The sequence below is a fragment of the Flavobacterium sp. genome (genome assembly GCF_028689845.1).
GTDB lineage: Bacteria > Bacteroidota > Bacteroidia > Flavobacteriales > Flavobacteriaceae > Flavobacterium.
This window is the reverse complement of sequence record NZ_JAQVCH010000019.1, coordinates 1-20086: the sequence shown is the minus strand read 5'-3', so window position 1 is coordinate 20086 and position 20086 is coordinate 1. Positions and strand designations below refer to the sequence as shown.

Below are 20086 nucleotides of genomic sequence, written 5' to 3'. Positions count from 1 at the left end.
TTTAATAAATTAAATCATTTATTCGACTTGATTTGGGCTCGTTTACAATTTCGTATACATCTAAGGTCGGATTTTCATAAATTTTATTCACCTCTCGTCCTCGTTTTTTTAAGGTTGTAATATTTTCTAAAAGTAAAGGTTCTAATTCACTCTGGTCTGAAAAATAGTTGACTTCTCCTTTATTTTCTTTGTAAACAAAAACTAAAACACTTTTTGGGATGACATATTTCGGGTTTTTTAATAAGAAATTTGGTTTTTTCTTATTAGCATGATACATGACATCTCTTTCTAAGTAATCTAACAAAAAATCTTCATAATTAATAAAGAAATGTTTATTTAAACTGATTGTTTGCGTGATGTTATCATTAACTACCGCATAAGAAAGCGGAAAATAATTATGTGAAATTTCATCATAGGCATCTAAAACAATTCGAGTTGTTTTATCAGAAGGTTTGATTCCTTTTACAATATTTTTTTGGGAATAAATAATTCCAATTAAAATAAAACAGGCAGCTATCGATGCTATAAAATAATTATATTTTTTACTTTTTTGAAAAATTGGATTCAATAATCGCAAGAGCACTCCAACAGAAATACCTAATGTAATTGGAATAAAAGCAGCTAAAGCTAAACGGAGTAAATCTTCATCAATCCATTCAACATTTACAAAACTCAGCGTTACCAAGATATTAAAATAAAGGACGAATACCAGAGCAGCCTTCCAATTTTCTTTTTTAAACCAAATTAAATAGGGTAAAACGACAATACTAAGTAAAGAAAGGTATTGATAATAGGTTAATAATTGCTCAAAAGGAATGACCAAATTGGGCATATAGGTAAATGACGTTACTGAAATCAAACTAGATTGTATAAATATTAAAAAATCATTTTGATAATAGTAACACATGATATAATAGGTTGATAAAACCAAAAAAGTTCCTAGTAAATAGGCCCCTAAAGCTAACAATTTAAAATGTTTAAAATTAGGATTCCCAAAAAGTAAGGCTATAGTTAAAAAGGGCGGAAAAAGTATTAAGAGCGTAAATAAATCAATTAGTCCAATCGCAAAAAAACAAATTACAAAACTGATAAAAAAATTGGTGTTTTTAAATTTGATAATATCTGGTCGCATGATGAAAACCATTCCTGGTATTCCTAGCGTTAATCCCATTTTTACCGGTTGATTTTGCAACAAATAGTGTAGTTCAATTGGTGAAAAAGTATACAAAAATACAAATCCGAAAAAAGCAATTAAAGATGCAAAAATTGGAGAGTGAGTAAGTTTTCGAATGGACCAAAAAATGATTAAACTCAACAAAACATCTTCGATAATAGAGAGTGATTGTAAGCCTACTTCTGGACTAACGTCGAGTAATTTAGAATATAAGTTGCTTATAGCCAACTCTCCTTCTACAGAAACAGCAGATCCAAACCAATTGTTCGTATCAAAAAGAATAATTTTGTTCAAATCTGCAATCCACAAATCAGAAAGCAAATACGAATCATAAATATAAAAATAATAGCGTCCTAAAAAGGCGGTAAAAAGGAGAATCAAGGTAAGATAAAACATAAAGACACGATCATCTTTTAGCTTTTTTGGTTTTTCTAATTGAATGATTTCTTTAAGAGGCTTTTTATTCTCGGTATTTTTTACAAATTCATAAAAACGTACTTTTGAGACTTCTTTAAAAAACTTGATTGGATTTTTTAAGTTTTTAAACCCAATGGTATCAATTAAAATTACAAAGAGTAAAATTAACATGAAATTAATTAGACTATAAATTTGAAATTGAACCAATATAAATAAAATAATAATAGTTAAGCTACCGTACTTAAACCATTCATTAACAATAAACTGTAATAAAGTGTGGCTTTGTTTTCTTTTAATTAATTTGTTGTTACAATAGTATAGAAAAAGCAGCAACAAAAGGAGCCTTAAAAAACCAACTAATATGGAACTTGTTAATATCATTTATTGCTTTTGGTAAAAGTGGGCAACGATTGTAAATCAATTTTACCAATAAAATAATCAAAATTTGTAGCAGCGAGTCGGTTAATTAGAGCGAAATTTAACGATTGATTATCAGCATATTCTACGATTATAATAGGTAATTTATAGGTAGCTTGTAACTCTTTTAAACGTTTTAAATACGTTTGATATTCGACTTCATTACGCAATTGATATAAATTATCTTTAAAACTATAGTTAGAAGCAACCGATTCAAACATCATCGCATCGATATATTTATTGGTATCTTCAATCAGTTCTGCTCCCGAATTTTGTATAAGTAAATGATTTGGATATTGTTTTTTAATTTTTGAAATTAAAGCCACTAATTCTTTACGTTGTGATTTTTGAGGCCCGAATGATCCAAAATTATCGATATTATCTAAAAACATGCCATCAAAACCTTTGTCTAAATTCTTTTTAATCAATCGCATCAACACGATGATGGTTTTTTCTGATTTTAAATCGAGGTAATGACTATTCCAATTCGTGTTTTTGCCTAAGGTATTGTTTTTTAGCAAATTATAATGCGAAGCATTTGCGTTTACTTCACCTAAACTAATATAAGCAAACACTTTTTTATTGTTTTTTTTGATAAGACTGACTTCCTCTTTACTAAAATTCTTCTCTTCCAGAATTACATAGTTATATCCTTTTATTTTAGCCACTTCAATTTTTCCATAACATACTAAAACAGAACTCTTATCATTGGGCAAAGAGACCAAAGAAGTGTTTAGTAAAGCAGGTAGTAATAAAAAAAATATGTTAAAACGCCGCATAATAATGATAATCTAATTTTTTGAAAAAGAAAAAAACATTTTTCAAAGTGTATAACATAAAAAACAAGGAGCCTATTAACATGCCTACGACACTGTATTCAAAACTCAGGAATCGGCTTAATAAAAAACCAATCGTAATATTAATTACAATGGCATAGATTATTCCTTTTAAGGGTTTTTGCGATTCCCCTAACGTGAACAAATAGAGTGTATTCAGCATTCCCCAAGCCAAAAAGAAGTAACCGGTTCCGCCTAAAAAACAGACTGTCACACTGATGCTTTCTAAGTCTTCGTTAAATTGTCCTTTATATCCCCAAGAAGCAAACATCACTTGATAAATAAATATATATATCAACAAACCGGAGATAACCAGCACTAAAATATTTTGCCAATACAATTTATGCAATTCGTTATTAAAGTTTTTCGGTTTTTCAAACTGCACTAATTTTTGGGTAATATCCAAAAATCGGGTAAAAGAAGCAATGCTAAATTCTAAAACACCCGCTAATAATAAGAATACCAAAATGGCTAAGTCCATTCCTAATTCATAATCTTTTTCAAAGTACACCATAAAAGGCAATTGATTTCCTGTATTTGCAGACCAAGCAAGAATTCGATCAATAAATATAAAGAAATAGACAAAAAGACCATATAAAAAATAACGGTGATTTTGATAAATAAACACCGATGTTTTTATACTCAAATTGGCTTTTGGTGGATGGATTTTTAGATAGTTTCTAAAGAAAAAATAAAGATATAATTTGGTTATAATGATGGCAACAGCAATTCCTATCCAATGCGTATAATAAATATGTAAAGTAGTAAACTTATTTAAAGCAACGGTCATTAGCGTACCTAAAATTACTGCAACGGTTATCATCCAACGTTGTTTAATCGTATGTAGAGGTGCTAATAATAACAATAAAGTGCCTACAAAAAAAGCATACATAAATACCACTAATAAAACCTTAAAAGGATAAATATGTATAAAAACATTGATGAAGCAAATGATAGAGAATATAATGAACAGCGATTTAATTCCTAATTTCAATAAATAATTTATTGTTTTTTTTGTCATTGCATAATCGTGATAATTCCAATAAAAAGAGGCTTGGCGTCCGATTACTTGCACAAATCCGCCACTAGTAATAATTCCAATCATCACACCTAAAACGACGGCGGTAGATTGCAAATGATTAAAATGAACATGCGTCCACAGCGAATAACCAAAAACAACAATAGCGGCAATTTGAAGCACAACGGGAAGTAAATGAAAAATTCCTAAAGAATAGTATTGTGCAAAGATTTTTGCTTTAACCACCATGTAATCAGAAAGTTGAATTGTGTCGGTATTGTTTTCAACAAATTCCCGTTCTTTTAAATTCAGGCTGTCTTTGTGTTCTTCAGCAGTGGTTAACTGTTTGTATACATAAATGGACAAATCTTGGATATTTGAAACTCCAAAATCGGCATCGGTATCTATATCTCTAATTCCAAATGATTCGATAGTAGCGGCCACTACTCTACTGCTGACCGGCTTTCCTATTTTATCTTTGACATTGTGAATTAAGATTTTTATATTTTCACTATGCTTATCCATTGGCAATGTTAGAATACAAAATATTCTAGTTTATTTGAGGTAAAGTTAGGTTTAGGTTGGGGCTATGAGGCTTTTACAGCGTGTTCTTCTTCTATAGATTGGATTAAAATTGGTAATTGTACTTCTTTTACTACGCGAGTTACAACTTCATGGTACACGTTTTCATAAGCATTAATAAATTTACCAATAGTAAAGTTATCAATTACTTTTTGTCGTGCATTTTCTCCCATTTTCTGACGTAAAGCTGGATTATTTAAGAGTTCAACAACTCTTTTTCCAAGCTCTTCGTGATCTTTTGGTTTACAAATAAAGCCGCAATTTTCATCTAAAGCTTCTGTAACACCACCAACATCTGTTGCCACAACCGGAATACCACAGCTCATGGATTCTAAAACGGTATAAGGAAAACCTTCAGAAATTGAAGTCAATATCGAAATATCACCTTCAGAAAACAATTCTTGCGGTTTTTCGTGATAACCCGCTAACTTAAAATTAGCTTTTAAATCTAATTCAGCAATGAGTCGTTCACACGCTGCGGTATATTCTGGCACTGCTTGGTTATCGCCGTATACTAAATATTGAATATTCGGAATTTGCTTTTTTGCAACAGCACACGATTTAATCATCGTGACAATATCTTTTAAATCAAAAATACGAGCGGCTGCCACAACCGTAGGAATGTCTTGTAAATGGGCTGGTTTTGGTAAAGGCTTAAAAACTTGATGATCAATTCCGTTATAAATAATATCAATTTTTTCTGGGTCTGCACCATACATTTTTTCCCATTTGATATTAAATTTATTCACAGATAAAATTTTATCTGCTTTATAATAAACCAATTCGGTTACGCATTCTGAAAACTTAATCAACATTTTCTTTAAGAAAAAGGAGTATTCAGAAGAATTAATAGCTAATAAACGTTCCCGAATAAAAACACCATGCTCGGTTACAATCATTGGTGTTCCATACTTATATTTTAGAACTAAAGCAGGAATTACAGGAAAACCAGACAAGGTTAAATGCGAAACATCTACACGCGGAACTTCGATAGAAAGCGGAATTAAAAAACGATAAATCCAACGCATTCCTGAGGTTAAATCATATAAAGAAACTTTTTCGTTTTCTTCTTCCCCATTTAAATCACTAACCATAAAGCAAAATGTTTTCCAAACAGGCTCGCTTTTCATGGTTTTTTTGTAATCGTGTTTTTGAAAATAGTTCCACATTTTTCGAATAGTCGCATCAAAAGCACGTACATCTCTATTATCAGAAAAAATGTGACGCAACAAATCTTGAAAAATGGGAATAAAAACTTGGTTTATTTTATGGATATCATTTTTCTCTTTCAAGGAAATGATTTTATAATATTTCTTACCATAATCAATCATTTCCTGTGGCTCCATTGGAGACCATAGCGGAACTTGAATAAGGTTTGTTACGTTATCGCTTAATTTATATTTAGTTTTAGATTCAAACTCCGCATTGATTGAATAAAGTGTAAAATTTGAATTTTTCACCTCATTGCATAACATGTGTGCCCAAGTTGAAACTCCACCACCATTAAAGGGATAAGTTCCTTCTAAAATTAACATTACGTCGTGTTTCTTGTTCATAACATTTACATAATAAAATTTCTTTCATCTAAAATTCTGCCCGAGCAGAACATGACAAGTTGGTACATTTTACAATCTTAGGGTGGTTTGTGGTAATTTTGTACACCGGCTTTTGGGGACGACTGCACTGCATTTAAGTTTTAAAGAATCTTAACAAATAATTAATACTACTTTTAGCCCTTAAATACTTGACAAATTTATATTTAAATAAAGTTTACTCAAAATAAATGCTTTGAAATCTGTTGAAAACACTCATTTCATCGATAAAATGCATAGTGCTATAGATGAAATACTTATAACGTCGATTATCGGTTGAAGAATATTTAAAATAAAACTAAATTAGGACTAAATTAACACAAAAGGAAGGTTTATTCTTCGGAAAAAAGCTTTTCTCTAAACTTTTTTCCAATCATTACAGAAAGTCTTGTTTTATAATCTTCAATCAACCAATCACGGTAATTTTTGGTCGAACTACTCAAACAATTTGCAAAATGTCGGACGCGACTTTCAATATCATCCGCTAATTCTTTTGCTAATTGTTTTGCTTCTGGTATCGTTTCTGTATTTTCCACACACATGCTAGCATGTTGCTCAATAGATTTTTCTATAACCACTTTTGGACGGTCATTTTTGGATAAGGCTTGATGGTATTCTGTTTCTACATCAAAGGTAATATCTGCCGTTTTACTAAACTTTGCTTTTAATTCATCAGGCATTTTGTAATAGAAATTCATTTCAATTTCTACATCGCCTTTTAAGTTATGAATATACTGCTCGGGATATTTAAAGATGTGTTGCCAATCCATTTTATCAGTCCATAGTCCAAAACGAGCGGCATTATTTCCTAAATCAATGATACTAAAGTTATCTTTATTAGGCAATTTTCGAGAACCACGTCCAATCATTTGAAAATATAAAGTCAAAGATTTTGTGGCTCGGTTTAAAATAATCGATTCGACTGTAGGTTCGTCAAAACCCGTTGTTAAGATGCCCACTGAAGTTAAAATAGCATCAGGAGTATCCTTAAACCATTTTAAAATATCTTTGCGTTCCTCAGCGGTATTGGTATTATCTAAGTGTTTGATATTTCGATACCCAGAGGAAGTAAAGGTGTCTAAAACATTGAGAGAAGTAATAATTCCGTTATTAAAAATCAAAGTTTTTTTACCCAAGGCATGACTACGATACGCATGGATTAATTTTTCTTGCATCGCTAAATTAGTATACAATTCATCAGACGATTTTACGGTATAATCACCGTTGATACCAATTTTTAAAGAAGTCAATCCAACATCATAACTAAAAGTGGTTGCTTTTGCTAAATAGCCTTTATCAATTAAAGAGCCAATACTATGTCCCACTATTAATTCTTGGTAATTTTCACGCATGGGCAATTTTACGTTTGAACTTAAAGGCGTAGCAGTAACCCCTAAAAAAAAGGTATTCTTAAACGAATGAAATAACTTTCGAAAAGAATTGAAATGAGCTTCATCAATAATCAATAAACCGACATTATCTAAATTAAATTTATCGTCGTTTAGTCGGTTTTTTAAAGTTTCAACCATTGCCACAAAACAATCATATTCATTTTGTTCTGGTAAATCTTTAACGTGACTATTGATAATTTTATTTTTAACATCAAATCCCTTGAGCATTTTTGAAGTTTGTTTGCATAATTCAATTCGATGCGTCAAAACCACTACTTTTTTATCAAATTTTTCTAGATAACGTCGGGTTATTTCAGAAAAAATAACTGTTTTTCCTCCACCTGTCGGTAATTGGTAAAGTAAATGATAATTTGCAGGAGCATTTTCAATTTTATCAAAAATACGATCAATATCACCCAACTGATAACTGTAGAGCTTTTTTTTCTCCTCCAATTCGAGTAATATATCTTTTTTTGACATTAAATTAAAATGATTTTTTGCAAAAATAAGTAGATAAAATCCTGAAATCGAATTTTAAGTGTATTATCTTAAAAAAAAAGATTTACAAAAGGTTAAATTTTATACAAATTCTACAGAATAATTAGTGATTTTCCCTTATAAATCAATCTAGTTTTCTATTTTTACACCCATTTTAAAAACCAAGGCACGTATGAAATACAGAATGAGAATTACACCAATAGACAAGTGGGTTATTCAACCTGTCAATCGATTTGTAAACAAATCGACTACAGGAGGAATTGTATTATTTGTTTCTGCTGTAATTGCCTTAATTCTGGCTAATTCGCCTTGGAAAGATGCTTATCATCATTTTTGGGAATACAATATCAAATTTGGTGTTGAAGGTTATGTTTTAGATAAAACCTTACACCATTGGATTAATGATGGCTTAATGGCTATTTTCTTTTTTGTAGTTGGATTAGAACTCAAACGTGAAATCTTAGGAGGCGAATTATCAAACCCTCGAAATGCGATCTTACCTGTTGCCGCAGGTTTGGGAGGAATGATTTTTCCCGCTCTATTATATTTAGTATTTAACACCACAGGTGAAGCTCAAAATGGATGGGGAATCCCGATGGCCACTGATATTGCTTTTGCTCTTGGCGTTTTATTTTTATTAGGCGATAGAGTTCCAGCTTCCTTAAAATTATTTTTAACCGCATTGGCTATTGCAGACGATATTGGTGCGGTATTGGTGATTGCTTTCTTTTATACTTCCAACATTTCTTATGTTAGTTTATTAGTTGGTTCTGCTTTTTTATTACTCTTGATTCTTTCTAATGTACTAGGAGTCCGAAGTACAATTTATTACGGAATATTAGGAATAGGCGGCTTGTGGATGGCTTTTTTACTTTCTGGAGTTCATGCAACTATTGCTGGAGTTTTGGCAGCGTTTACTATTCCCGCAACGGTGAGAATTGACGAAGTAGGATTTGTAGAAAAAATGAAAATGTATTTAGAAAAATTTAAAAATGCCGATCCAAACGGAGCTCCAACGGTGACACCTAAACAGCTACACATATTGGAAGACATGCGAACTTTATCAAAATTAGCGATGACACCCCTTCAGCGATTAGAGCACGGAATGCATCCATTTGTTACGTATATCGTTATGCCAATTTTTGCATTGGCAAATGCAGGAGTAACCCTTTCTACAGAAACAGCAAGTTCTACCACCAGTTTTGTGGCTATTGGAATTATTGTTGGTCTGTTGGTAGGAAAATTTATTGGCATCGTGGGTGTTTCTAGTTTAATGGTTAAGCTAAAAATTGCAACTTTACCAGAAGGAATGAATTTTAAACACCTTATTGGTGCAGGTTTTTTAGCTTCTATTGGTTTTACAATGTCACTTTTTGTAGCCAATTTAGCTTTTAAAAATAATGACCTTATTCAACAAGCTAAAATTGGAATTCTAATTGCTTCCTTAATTGGTGGATTAATCGGATTTTTATTTTTATATTTCAATAAAAGTGAGCCAAAATATGATTTGAATGAGCAAGAATAATTTTTAAAATGGAAAAAGAACGAATTAAAAAAAATAAGTGGAAACAACTTCATTTATACTATACTTATACTGGTTTTTATAAGTTTATTTATGAAGGACTAAAAAGTGCCTTTTTACCGATGGTTCTCATTTTTGGTGCTCTTTTTTATGTCCATTATAATGTCATTAATATTAATGAAGCCCTTAAACTGTTAACAGTTCGCTACAGTGATTTAACAATATTTAGTGTCTTTTTTGCTTCAGAATCTATTTTGGGTCTTTTACCGCCAGATATTTTTATTGCATGGACAAAAAACACCTCTAATCCAATTTTATATCTAGCTTTTTTGGCCGTTTTATCCTATGCAGGTGGGGTAATCTCCTATTTATTAGGTAAAGCAATTCTCTTAATTCCTTCTGTTCATCACTTTATGAGTGTAAAAATGGCAAAGCATATTAAAAACATGAGAAAATGGGGCGGCTTTTTAATTGCGGTTGGTGCTTTATTACCTTTGCCTTTTGCCATGGCAGCCATGGCGGCTGGAATGATAAAATTTGACTTCAAAGTCTTTTTATTATTTGCTTTGTTACGGTTTTTAAGGTTTATTATTTATGGTTTCGCTATTTATCAAATGTTGTAGTATGCTGAATTTTTTTAAAAAAGTTGCTTGGTTCGAAGGAGTTTCACTTCTATTACTCCTATTCTTTGCCATGCCAATGAAGTATTGGGCAGGAAATGAAATTTATGTTAAAACTATCGGAATGGCTCATGGCGTCCTCTTTATTCTATATATAGTATTAGCTATTGTTCTAAAAATTAATCAAAATTGGGACTTAAAAAAATTCTTGCTTATTTGTTTGGCTTCCATTATTCCTTTTGGAACTTTTTATGTGGAGAAAAAAATTTTAGCATAAATTAAGTCAGCTATCTTTTTTAATGTTTTTAAATCAACAATTCTAAAGTTAAATTACTGATTACTTATTAGTTAACATTATACCAATCATACAGAAACATTCTTTTTTTTAATATGCTAACTTTATTAATCTGTTGATTTAACTTCTTTTAATTTAAGTCTTTAAATACTTTTTTTAACAATTTCTATTGCTTATATCAACAATTGCTTTATATTTGCACCTATTAACAATTCTAACTTGATACTTTTAAAAATGAAAAAATTAATACTTTTAATTTCATTTTCTGTTTTACCCTTAACACAAGCTGTTGCTCAGGATTCAATTCAATCAACAGTTACTGATGAATACAATAAATGGTCTTTTGAACTAAATGTAGGACAAAGTAAAGGGATTAAACCCTATTCCGTTGGCTATTTTGGTAGCGATCCTGGTAAAGAATTAGGCGGGATTACAATTAATCATTATAGTGGTGGTGTTCGTTATATGTTTAGCCCAAAATTTGGTGTGAAAGCAGATGTTGCTTTTGATCGTTTAGAAAACTTAAGTGATGAAAGTTTAGATTTTGAAATGCAACAAATTCGTTTTGGTTTACAAGGAGTTGTAAATGGAGCTCGTTTATTTGATATCCAAGAAACGTTAGGTCGTTTTGGATTATTATTTCACGGTGGTCTTCAAATTGCTCAAATGTCGCCACAAACAGGACCAAATGAAGGTAGAGACGAATGGAATGGTGGAATCATGTTTGGAATTACACCTGAATTTAGAATTACCAAAAACTTAGCATTGAATGCTGATTTTACTATGCTCTCAAATGTTAGACAACATTTTAATTGGGATGGTAGTTATTCAGAACCTAGTAATAACTTAGCTGGTAGTATGTATACAGCCTCATTAGGTTTATCATTTTCTTTTGGATCTGAAAAAATTCACGGAGACTGGGCTGTCATGAGAGATAAGCAACAAGAAGAAATTGAAGCTCTTGAAAAACGAGTAGGAGAAATTGAAAATAATATGGCAGATGTAGACCAAGATGGTGTGCCAGATTATTTAGATGTTGAACCTAATTCTATTGCAGGTGTAGCAGTTGACACTAAAGGAAGAATGGTTGATTTAAATAAAAATGGTGTTCCAGATGAAATGGAGAAATATTTAAATACAACGTATATTACAAACCAGACTTTAGTTGATTCAGAAAAAGAAACAGTTAAAAAACTAATTAACGAAGGTTATATCGCAACGTATTTTGATTTCAATAAAACTAAACCAACCAATGTTTCAACGGAAGGTATTGACTTTATCTTAACTTACTTACGTAACAACCCAACAGCTTCTGTAGACATCATTGGTCACGCAGATGAAATTGGTAAATCACCCTATAATGATAAGCTATCTGCATCTAGAGCAACTAGCGTAAAAGAAGTTTTAATGAAAGCTGGAATTGATGAAAGCAGATTAAACGTTGTTCCACAAGGAGAAGATACTTCTGTAGACAAAGGTTCTGCTGGAGCTAGAAAACTAGTAAGAAGAGTAACGTTTAGAGTGAAATAATTAACAACTCATTCTTAATAACTATATTAAACCTCTGTTTTTCAACAGAGGTTTTTTTATACTTTTAAATTAAAAATGAAAACACGAGACTCTTTCCTAATCGAAAACAGAGGAGAAGCGATTGGAAGCATAACAGAACAATCTTCTGCAGAAGAAAGCTTTCAAAATGCAACCCTACGCCCTATTCTCAAATTACAAAATGATTTGTTTCTTGAAGTCTTTAAAAATTATATATCAAAACATAAAAATGACTTCTATTCCTTTTCTGTCGAAAAGAAACTGCTATTTATAGAAAACACTATCCAAAAAGATATTAAATTCAGAAACGCTTTAAAAGGGATGGTAATTGGCTTGTTTACAATAGATGAATATGCACAATACATGCTAAACTCATCTAATTTGAATAAACGAATGATGAATATGCTTATTGAACGATTAAAAAGTAATGTGCTCCTTTTTGAATATTCAAACTAATTAATCTACCTTTCTAAATACAATTTTCAATCCGGAAGGGTTTGAAAGGAATAAACGATTGTCTCTAATTTCATAACGGGTTGAACTTTGTAAAGCCTTCAAGAATGCCTGTTCTAAATTCCCCGCAGGACAAGCCATTCTTGTACTCGCAATTGAAGTAAATCGCAATAACTCGCGTTCTTGAAACAACTTTCCGTTAATTTGATTGCAACCTGCATAACCAGAAAAGGTTTTGGTTGAAGCATTGATTTCTACTGCTGGAATCTCCTTAGTAAAGTCAGAAACAGTTACTTTTTTACCTGCTATTTCTTCCAAAGCCCAAATATCATATAATCGATAATCAGCAATATAATTCCCGCATCCAATGTATTCTTTAGAATCTCCATTGGTTTTCAACACGATCTTAACTTCATAAGAAAAATCGTCAGAAGAATTCGCTAACGAACAACTTTTTTGATAAATAGAAATCTTAATCTCTCCTTTTTCTACAAAAACAGAATACATTTTCACATTGGCATCCATCGCCCGAACAGGTTCCACATGCGGCATATTCATTTCTAATTCACCCGATTGAAACTGTATTTCCTTTTCAGAAATTTCTAAACTCCAAACCGGATTTACACCAGCTGCTTGAAAATATCCTCCAATGGTTTTTGATTTCAAAATTGGTGTTTCAATTGGCATAGGAGTGCTGGTTTGATTGCTTGTTTTACATGCTAATACCAAAAAGCTACTAACAAATAAATAAAGTATATTTTTCATACTATTAAATTATGAGGTTGAAATAAACTATTATAAATTTACACAATTTTATACTCCTATTTAGTAAAATAACCAGATTTTGTTGCTTTATGTAGTCTAAGACAAGCCTAATTGTAAATAATTAAAAATCTGAATGTTTCTAATTTCCTTTAATTATTGTTAATTATGGAAACAGCGACTCTATTTTCCTCTCTTTTTTGAATTTTATGTATTCATTTTAAATTGACAAACAAATTATCGTAAAAATCATACAAAGACCGTTAAAGCTAAAGATTTTTAACTATTTTTAAGTATTATTGTTAAAATCAACACGATGAAAGAAGAATATTTTAAATGGCACTCCCCTAACTTGGGTCGTGAGATTCAAATGTTAGTTTTTGGCCATTCCGGTTATCCACTCGTTTTATTTCCAACTTCCATGGGTAGTTATCATGAAAATAAAGACCAAGGATTGATTAATTCCGCTAAATGGTATTTAGAACAAGGCTTAATACAAATTTTTTGTCCAGAAAGTATCGATAAAGATAGTTTTTATAATAAAAAAATTCATCCTACGCATCGCATTCAAAACCATGTTTGGTATGATAAAATGATTTGTCATGAAATTGTAGAAAAAGTAAAAAATAACACTTATTCAGGGAAAGTCGCAGTTGCAGGCTGTAGTTTTGGCGGATATCATGCTATTAATTTTGCGTTTAGACATCCCGGTTACGTCAGTCATGTGTTTACTATGGGCGGAGCTTTCAATATTAAAAGCTTTATGGATGGTTATCATGATGAAAATGTGTACTTTAATAGTCCAGAAGATTATTTACCAGGTTTAAATGACCGTGAAGTGTGGAACATGGATATCGTTTTGGGGACTTCTAACTGGGATATTTGCTTAGATGCAAACCTAAAATTGAGTCGCATTTTAGCTCATCGTGATATTCCGCATTGGCTTGATATTCGCCAAGATAAAGAACATGATTGGCCAGTTTGGCGAGAAATGTTTCCGCATTATTTATCAAGAATTAAATATTTTTAATTGAATTTGAAACTAATCATAAAAATTTAGAACATGAAAAAAATTGGAATTTTATTTGGAATGGAGGATACTTTCCCACAAGCTTTTATTGAAAGGGTCAATTCAAAAAATGAAAAAGGAATTATCGCAGAAGCCGTATCAATTGACAAAGTAGTACAAAATAAAGCGACCGAATATGCGGTTATTATTGACCGAATTTCACAAGATGTGCCCTTTTATAGAGCCTATCTTAAAAACGCAGCCTTAACAGGCACCGCGGTGATAAACAACCCTTTTTGGTGGAGTGCCGATGATAAATTTTTTAATAACTGTTTGGCAGATGTATTAGGCGTTCCGCTTCCTAACACCGTTATTCTTCCTTCTGCAGAGCATCCAACAGATACCACTAGTAAATCATTTCGAAACTTAAAATATCCAATGGATTGGGAAGCTATTTTTGACTACATCAAATTTCCAGCTTATATGAAACCGTATGCTGGTGGCGGATGGAAAAATGTTTACCGTTTAGAAAATCGTGATATGTTTTGGGAAATTCACCGAGAAACAGGCCAATTAGTCATGCTTTTACAAGAAGAAATTGTTTTTGACCAGTATTTTCGGGTATATTGCCTTGGCGGAAAAGCAGTTCGAATCATGCCTTATGAACCGCGGAACCCACATCATTTACGCTATGTAGTAGATGGACCTCCAGCCGATAAAAAGTTATTAGCAACGGTGAAAGATTATACGCTACGCCTTTGCAAAGGTTTAGGTTATGATTTTAATACCGTTGAATTTGCTGTCCGCGATGGAATTCCCTATGCAATTGATTTCGGAAATCCAGCTCCTGATGCCGAGTTAACTTCTGTAGGTCAAGAAAATTTTGATTGGGTTGTGGAAGAAGCAGCAAAAATGGCCATTGAATATGCTAAAAAACAAAAAGAGGGTCAAATGAATCTTACGTGGGGAACGTTTATGAAAGATTCTGTTATGGATGCCAAACGATTTTAAGCTAAAAAAACTTTTAATAACTGAATGAATATGAAGAAAGAGTTACCTGTTTTTACCTTAGGTGTAGAAGAAGAATATTTAATTATAGATCCAGTAACAAGAGATTTACGTTCGCACATGTCTAAAATTGTTGATGGAGCAAAAATTATTCTCCAAGAACAAGTAAAATCCGAAATGCACCAATCTGTGGTGGAAGTTGGAACCAACATTTGCAAAAACGTAAAAGAAGCGAGAGAAGAAATCACTTTTTTACGTAAAAAAATCGTAGAATTAGCGGCCAATCAAGGTTTAGTAGTTGGTGCTGCTGGAACGCATCCGTTTTCAAAATGGCAAGACCAACCCATTACAGATGATCCAAGATACCATACCATCGTCAACGAATTGCAAGATGCTGCCCGTTCGAATCTTATTTTTGGGATGCATTGCCATGTCGGAATTGAAAGTCGTGAAATCGGGCTCCAATTGATCAATCAAGCTTGTTATTTCTTACCTCATATTTTTGCGTTATCTACCAATTCGCCTTTTTGGGAAGGTAGAAATACCGGCTACAAATCATTTCGCACCAAAGTATTTGACAAATTTCCGAGAACAGGTTTGCCAGAATACTTTGATTCGGTACAATCTTATGATAATTTTTTGGAAACCTTAGTCAAAACCAATTGTATTGATAATCCAAAAAAAATCTGGTGGGATTTACGTTTACATCCATTTTATAATACCATCGAATTTAGAATTTGTGATGTGAGTTTGACCGTTGATGAAACCATTTGTATCGTGGCGATTATTCAAGCAATTGTAGCAAAACTTTATCGATTAAATATGGGCAATACTAGTTTTAATGTCTATCGCTTAGCCTTAATAAAAGAAAATAAATTTCGGGCTGCTCGTTATGGTGTTCAAGGAAATATGATTGATTTTGGATTGCAAAAAGAAGTTCCTACCAAGGAGTTAATCCTAGAATTACTTGAATTTATTGAAGATGTCGTCGACGAATTAGGCAGTCGTGATGAAATCAACTATGTCCACACCATTCTACGAGAAGGAACGGGTGCCGCTAAACAATTAGCCATTTTTGAAGAAACACAAGATTTAACCAAAGTAGTAGATTTTATAACAAGTCAATTTACGAAAGGAATTTAGGTTGATTATATTATTTTAGAATAGTAATAAAGATTTCAAACATCTTGTAAAGAAAAAATGTAAATTTTTATTTTTATAAATTGAAAATTAGAGAATAACCGCTAATTAAACAAAAAAGTTATCTTTGTTTAAATTAATTGCTTTCAAATGAATAGACAAATAAAAGTAGCTGTATTAGATATGTATAATGGCGAACCCAATCAGGGAATGCGTTGTATTTTTGATATCATCAATCGGTTTAATCAAATGATTTCCTTCCAGGTTTTTGATATTCGTGGAAAAGAAGAAATTCCAGATATTAAAAAATTTGATATTTATATTTCAACTGGTGGTCCCGGAAATCCGTTAGAAGGAAACGGAAAATGGGATGCGAAATATTACGAACTCCTCGATTCTATTTGGAAATGGAATCAGGAAAATGAAATGAAAAAGCATTTGTTATTAATCTGTCATTCTTTTCAAATGGCTTGTAAACACTTTGGTTTAGCCGAAATTAATAAACGAAAAGATACTTCTTTTGGCATCATGACCACACATAAAGTGAATGCAGGTTTAAAAGATCCTATTTTTGAAGGACTTGAAAATCCATTTTATGCCATCGATAGCCGCGATTATCAAGTAGTACAACCACTTTTGAAAAACTTAAAAAAACTAGGAGCAGAAATCATTGCCTTAGAAAAAATTAGAGACCATGTACAGTACGAACGAGCCATCATGGGCATTCGTTTTTCTAATGAAATCGTTGGATTGCAATTTCATCCAGAAGCAGATCCGTTGAGTTTTTTGGCTCATTTAAAAAATAAAGATTTTAGAGAGAAAATCATTCAAATGAAAGGAAAAGCAAAATACATGAAAATGCTCGAAAATCTGGTCGAAGAAGATAAAATCTATAAAACCAATGAAACTATAATTCCTAATTTTCTTCGCATTGCCATTAATGATTTATTGAAACACAAAAAAATATTATCGAATTAATCGAATAAATCTAACAATTAAAAGGCACAATTGAAATTTATTTTTGTGCCTTTTTTGTTTAAAATTTGAATTATGAATCCCAACTATAGAACGCAATTCAACGAAGAATTTTCAATTGAAAAATACAATCATTTAGTAGAAAGTATTACGGCTGATTTTGATTACAAACCTACTTTTAGAATTGGTGAAACCCCTTTTTTTATTTCAAATGAATTAAAAAAGCAATTGATGGAAGGTTGTGAAGAAGTGATAGCATTCATTCAAAAGGAAGACTTTAAAGAATTGACAAATAAAGCATTAGAACTCAATCGAAAAGTTCCTAACGAAGATGAACACACCACTTTTTTAGCAATTGATTTTGGCATTTGCGAAGAAGACGGAAACGTGATTCCTAAATTGATTGAAGTACAAGGTTTTCCTTCTTTGTTTAATTTTCAAAGTAATTTAGCTCAAAAATTTAAAGCAGAATATCCATTTCTTTCTGATTTAACTCCGTATTTAAATGGATTAAATCCGGATTCATATTTGGCATTGATAGAAGAAGTAATTTGCAATCATTTCCCAAAAGAAAATGTCATCCTTTTAGAAATTGAGCCCGAAAAACAAAATACCAAAATTGATTTTGACTACTGTCATCGCGACATAGGAATTCCAGTAATTTGTGTCACCCAATTAGTCCAAAAAGGAAAACTATTGTTTTATACGAATGAAAAGGGAAATGAAATTCAAGTTAAACGAATCTATAACCGCGTAATTTTTGATGAATTAGATTTGCGTGCCGATTTAAAATTAAACTTTGATTTTTCAGCTGATTTAGAGGTTGAATGGGCGGGCCATCCGAATTGGTTTTTCCGTATCAGTAAATTTATTTTGCCCTACTTAAAAGGAAAATATTTCATTGAAACCACTTTATTAAGCGATTTAAAAGAAATTCCACCCGATTTAGAAAACTATGTGCTCAAACCTTTGTTTTCTTTTTCTGGAAGCGGCGTAATCTTTCATATTAAAAAAGGAGATATCGAAGCGGTGAAAGAAAAAGACTTGTACATTCTTCAGAAAAAAGTGAATTATTTGCCTATCATTCAATCGCCGGATGGTAAAGTAAAAGCAGAAGTTCGACTTTTAGCTGTTTGGAAAAAAGATGCCCCCTCGCCTACTATCGTTACGAACTTGGTGCGACTTAGTCGTGGCGAAATGATTGGTGTAAAATTCAACAAAGACAAAGATTGGGTCGGCGGAACGGTTGGAATGTTTGAGAAATAGCACGAAGACTTTTTATAACATAAAGAAATTAAGCTTAATCGAAGTTAACGTATAAAGGTTTAAAAGCTAAAAATAATTTCTTTTAATTTCATTTAAACTTAAATCTGAATTTATAATTTTCTCCACGAATTCTCTTCGTAAAAACTCCAAATTTTCATATTTCAAATACTTTGCCCAGGCTTCTTCATTCAAAATTTGTTTAATAATCTTGATCGTTTTGGCGGTTTCAACAGCATTTAACAAAACGGCTTTTCCATCATAAAATGGCATGTCTTTATGAAAAAAATCAACTGTTTTTTGGTCAAAATTAACTTGAATAAAGAATAATTTAGCGGTTTCGTCGTTCGGATAAAAATCGGTCCAACGGGCAAAACCTATTTTGGTGTGTTGGTTTTTATAATCAGACAATGAAATTAATCGCCAACGGCAATTGGCGGCTCGTCCCCAATGATTGGAAATTCGGTAAACACCTTTTTCAGTGAAATAATATTCACTTCCTGATTTACTTTTAAACTGTGGTTTTTGCAAATCAAAATCAGTTTGTGAAACCTCTGTCCAAAGGCAAAAAGTGTGTTTATGGAAGTTTTTGGAATGGTAGATTTTCAAATTATCTTTTTATTTTTACCATATAAGTCATATAAATTTTTAAAACTAAAGCTTAGTTAACTTATATGGCTTATATGGTAAATAGTTTAATGCAACTTTTTCACCGCTTGTTACTGAGCGACTGTCGAAAAATCCTTCATCAATCGCTCTGGTGTAGACCGCTGTTCATTTATGTTTTTAAATTACTTTTTTTTTACCATATAAGTCATATAAGTTTTTAAAACTAAAGCTTAGTTAACTTAAATGGCTTATATGGCTTATATGGTAAATAGTTTAATGCAACTTTTTCACTGCTTGTTGCTGAGCAACTGTGGCAAAATCCTTCATCAATCGCTCTGGTGTAGACCGCTGTTCATTTATGTTTTTAAATTACTTTTTTTTACCATATAAGTCATATAAGTTTTTAAAACTAAAGCTTAGTTAACTTAAATGGCTTTTATGGTAAATAGTTTAATGCAACTTTTTCAACGCTTATTGCTGAGCGACTGTCGCAAAATCCTTCATCATTCGCTCTGGTGTAGACCGCTGTTCATTTATGTTTTTAAATTACTTTTTTTTTACCATATAAGTCATATAAATTTTTAAAACTAAAGCTTAGTTAACTAATATGGCTTATTATGGTAAATAGTTTAATGCAACTTTTTACTGCTTGTTGCAGAGCGACTGTCGCAAAATCCTTCATCAATCGCTCTGGTGTAGACCGCTATTCATTTATGTTTTTAAATTACTTTTTTTTACCATATGAGTCATATAAGTTTTTAAACTAAAGCTTAGTTAACTTAAATGGCTTATTATGGTAAATAGTTTAATGCAACTTTTTCACCGCTTTTTGCTGAGCGACTGTCGAAAAATCCTTCATCAATCGCTCTGGTGTAGACCGCTGTTCATTTATGTTTTTAAATTACTTTTTTTTACCATATAAGTCATATAAGTTTTTAAAACTAAAGCTTATATGGC

At 31.6% G+C, this 20086-nt stretch carries 17 protein-coding genes; 10 read left to right on the top strand and 7 right to left on the bottom strand.

Annotated elements, in window-relative coordinates; translation table 11 throughout:
- Position 1: 1 nt before the first annotated feature.
- From PHR76_RS08580 to PHR76_RS08560, 5 genes are all read right to left on the bottom strand, one after another.
- Entirely contained in the window at positions 2 to 1762 is a 1761-nt protein-coding gene (locus tag PHR76_RS08580) for a hypothetical protein (RefSeq protein ID WP_300061022.1), read from the bottom strand.
- Between the two features lie 206 nt (positions 1763 to 1968).
- Positions 1969 to 2787 carry an endo alpha-1,4 polygalactosaminidase gene (locus PHR76_RS08575; RefSeq protein ID WP_300061019.1) on the bottom strand — a complete coding sequence of 273 codons (819 nt, stop codon included), beginning with the start codon at positions 2785 to 2787 and terminating at the stop codon, positions 1969 to 1971.
- A complete protein-coding gene (locus tag PHR76_RS08570) occupies positions 2774 to 4387 on the bottom strand; it encodes a hypothetical protein (RefSeq protein WP_300061016.1) in 1614 nt (537 codons plus the stop codon). The genes PHR76_RS08575 and PHR76_RS08570 overlap by 14 nt, the downstream gene beginning before the upstream one ends.
- A gap of 62 nt (positions 4388 to 4449) precedes the next feature.
- Positions 4450 to 6000 carry a GT4 family glycosyltransferase PelF gene (gene pelF, locus PHR76_RS08565; RefSeq protein ID WP_300061013.1) on the bottom strand — a complete coding sequence of 517 codons (1551 nt, stop codon included), beginning with the start codon at positions 5998 to 6000 and terminating at the stop codon, positions 4450 to 4452.
- A gap of 368 nt (positions 6001 to 6368) precedes the next feature.
- Positions 6369 to 7907 carry a DEAD/DEAH box helicase family protein gene (locus PHR76_RS08560; RefSeq protein ID WP_300061008.1) on the bottom strand — a complete coding sequence of 513 codons (1539 nt, stop codon included), beginning with the start codon at positions 7905 to 7907 and terminating at the stop codon, positions 6369 to 6371.
- Positions 7908 to 8097: 190 nt separating this feature from the next.
- Here PHR76_RS08560 and nhaA point away from each other — a divergent pair, with 190 nt between their 5' ends.
- The 5 genes from nhaA to PHR76_RS08535 all read left to right on the top strand — a co-directional run bounded on the left by nhaA (position 8098) and on the right by PHR76_RS08535 (position 12366).
- Complete coding sequence (gene nhaA, locus PHR76_RS08555; RefSeq protein ID WP_300061005.1) at positions 8098 to 9450, top strand: Na+/H+ antiporter NhaA; 1353 nt, start codon at positions 8098 to 8100, stop codon at positions 9448 to 9450.
- Positions 9451 to 9458: 8 nt separating this feature from the next.
- Positions 9459 to 10070 (top strand): short-chain dehydrogenase, encoded by a 612-nt coding sequence (locus tag PHR76_RS08550; protein WP_300061002.1) that lies wholly within the window; start codon positions 9459 to 9461, stop codon positions 10068 to 10070.
- 1 nt (position 10071) lies between these two features.
- Positions 10072 to 10344 carry a DUF3817 domain-containing protein gene (locus PHR76_RS08545; RefSeq protein WP_300060999.1) on the top strand — a complete coding sequence of 91 codons (273 nt, stop codon included), beginning with the start codon at positions 10072 to 10074 and terminating at the stop codon, positions 10342 to 10344.
- 252 nt (positions 10345 to 10596) lie between these two features.
- Positions 10597 to 11892 carry an OmpA family protein gene (locus PHR76_RS08540; RefSeq protein ID WP_300060996.1) on the top strand — a complete coding sequence of 432 codons (1296 nt, stop codon included), beginning with the start codon at positions 10597 to 10599 and terminating at the stop codon, positions 11890 to 11892.
- A gap of 75 nt (positions 11893 to 11967) precedes the next feature.
- Entirely contained in the window at positions 11968 to 12366 is a 399-nt protein-coding gene (locus PHR76_RS08535; protein WP_300060993.1) for a glyoxalase, read from the top strand.
- Here PHR76_RS08535 and PHR76_RS08530 read toward each other — a convergent pair whose 3' ends face one another.
- Positions 12367 to 13128 carry an META domain-containing protein gene (locus PHR76_RS08530; RefSeq protein ID WP_300060990.1) on the bottom strand — a complete coding sequence of 254 codons (762 nt, stop codon included), beginning with the start codon at positions 13126 to 13128 and terminating at the stop codon, positions 12367 to 12369.
- Positions 13129 to 13441: 313 nt separating this feature from the next.
- Between PHR76_RS08530 and PHR76_RS08525 the strand changes: the two genes are divergently transcribed.
- The 5 genes from PHR76_RS08525 to PHR76_RS08505 all read left to right on the top strand — a co-directional run bounded on the left by PHR76_RS08525 (position 13442) and on the right by PHR76_RS08505 (position 18523).
- Positions 13442 to 14155 carry an alpha/beta hydrolase-fold protein gene (locus PHR76_RS08525; RefSeq protein ID WP_300060987.1) on the top strand — a complete coding sequence of 238 codons (714 nt, stop codon included), beginning with the start codon at positions 13442 to 13444 and terminating at the stop codon, positions 14153 to 14155.
- A 33-nt stretch (positions 14156 to 14188) separates the two neighbouring features.
- Positions 14189 to 15145, top strand: a complete 957-nt coding sequence (locus tag PHR76_RS08520) for a hypothetical protein (RefSeq protein WP_300060984.1) — start codon at positions 14189 to 14191, stop codon at positions 15143 to 15145.
- Positions 15146 to 15169: 24 nt separating this feature from the next.
- Positions 15170 to 16285, top strand: a complete 1116-nt coding sequence (locus tag PHR76_RS08515; RefSeq protein ID WP_300060981.1) for a carboxylate-amine ligase — start codon at positions 15170 to 15172, stop codon at positions 16283 to 16285.
- A 147-nt stretch (positions 16286 to 16432) separates the two neighbouring features.
- Positions 16433 to 17260 carry a GMP synthase gene (locus tag PHR76_RS08510; RefSeq protein WP_300060978.1) on the top strand — a complete coding sequence of 276 codons (828 nt, stop codon included), beginning with the start codon at positions 16433 to 16435 and terminating at the stop codon, positions 17258 to 17260.
- A gap of 72 nt (positions 17261 to 17332) precedes the next feature.
- Complete coding sequence (locus PHR76_RS08505; RefSeq protein WP_300060975.1) at positions 17333 to 18523, top strand: hypothetical protein; 1191 nt, start codon at positions 17333 to 17335, stop codon at positions 18521 to 18523.
- Positions 18524 to 18589: 66 nt separating this feature from the next.
- Here the strand turns inward: PHR76_RS08505 and PHR76_RS08500 are convergent, their stop codons facing one another.
- Positions 18590 to 19129, bottom strand: coding sequence for a hypothetical protein (locus tag PHR76_RS08500; RefSeq protein ID WP_300060972.1), 540 nt, complete (start codon positions 19127 to 19129; stop codon positions 18590 to 18592).
- Positions 19130 to 20086 lie beyond the last annotated feature (957 nt).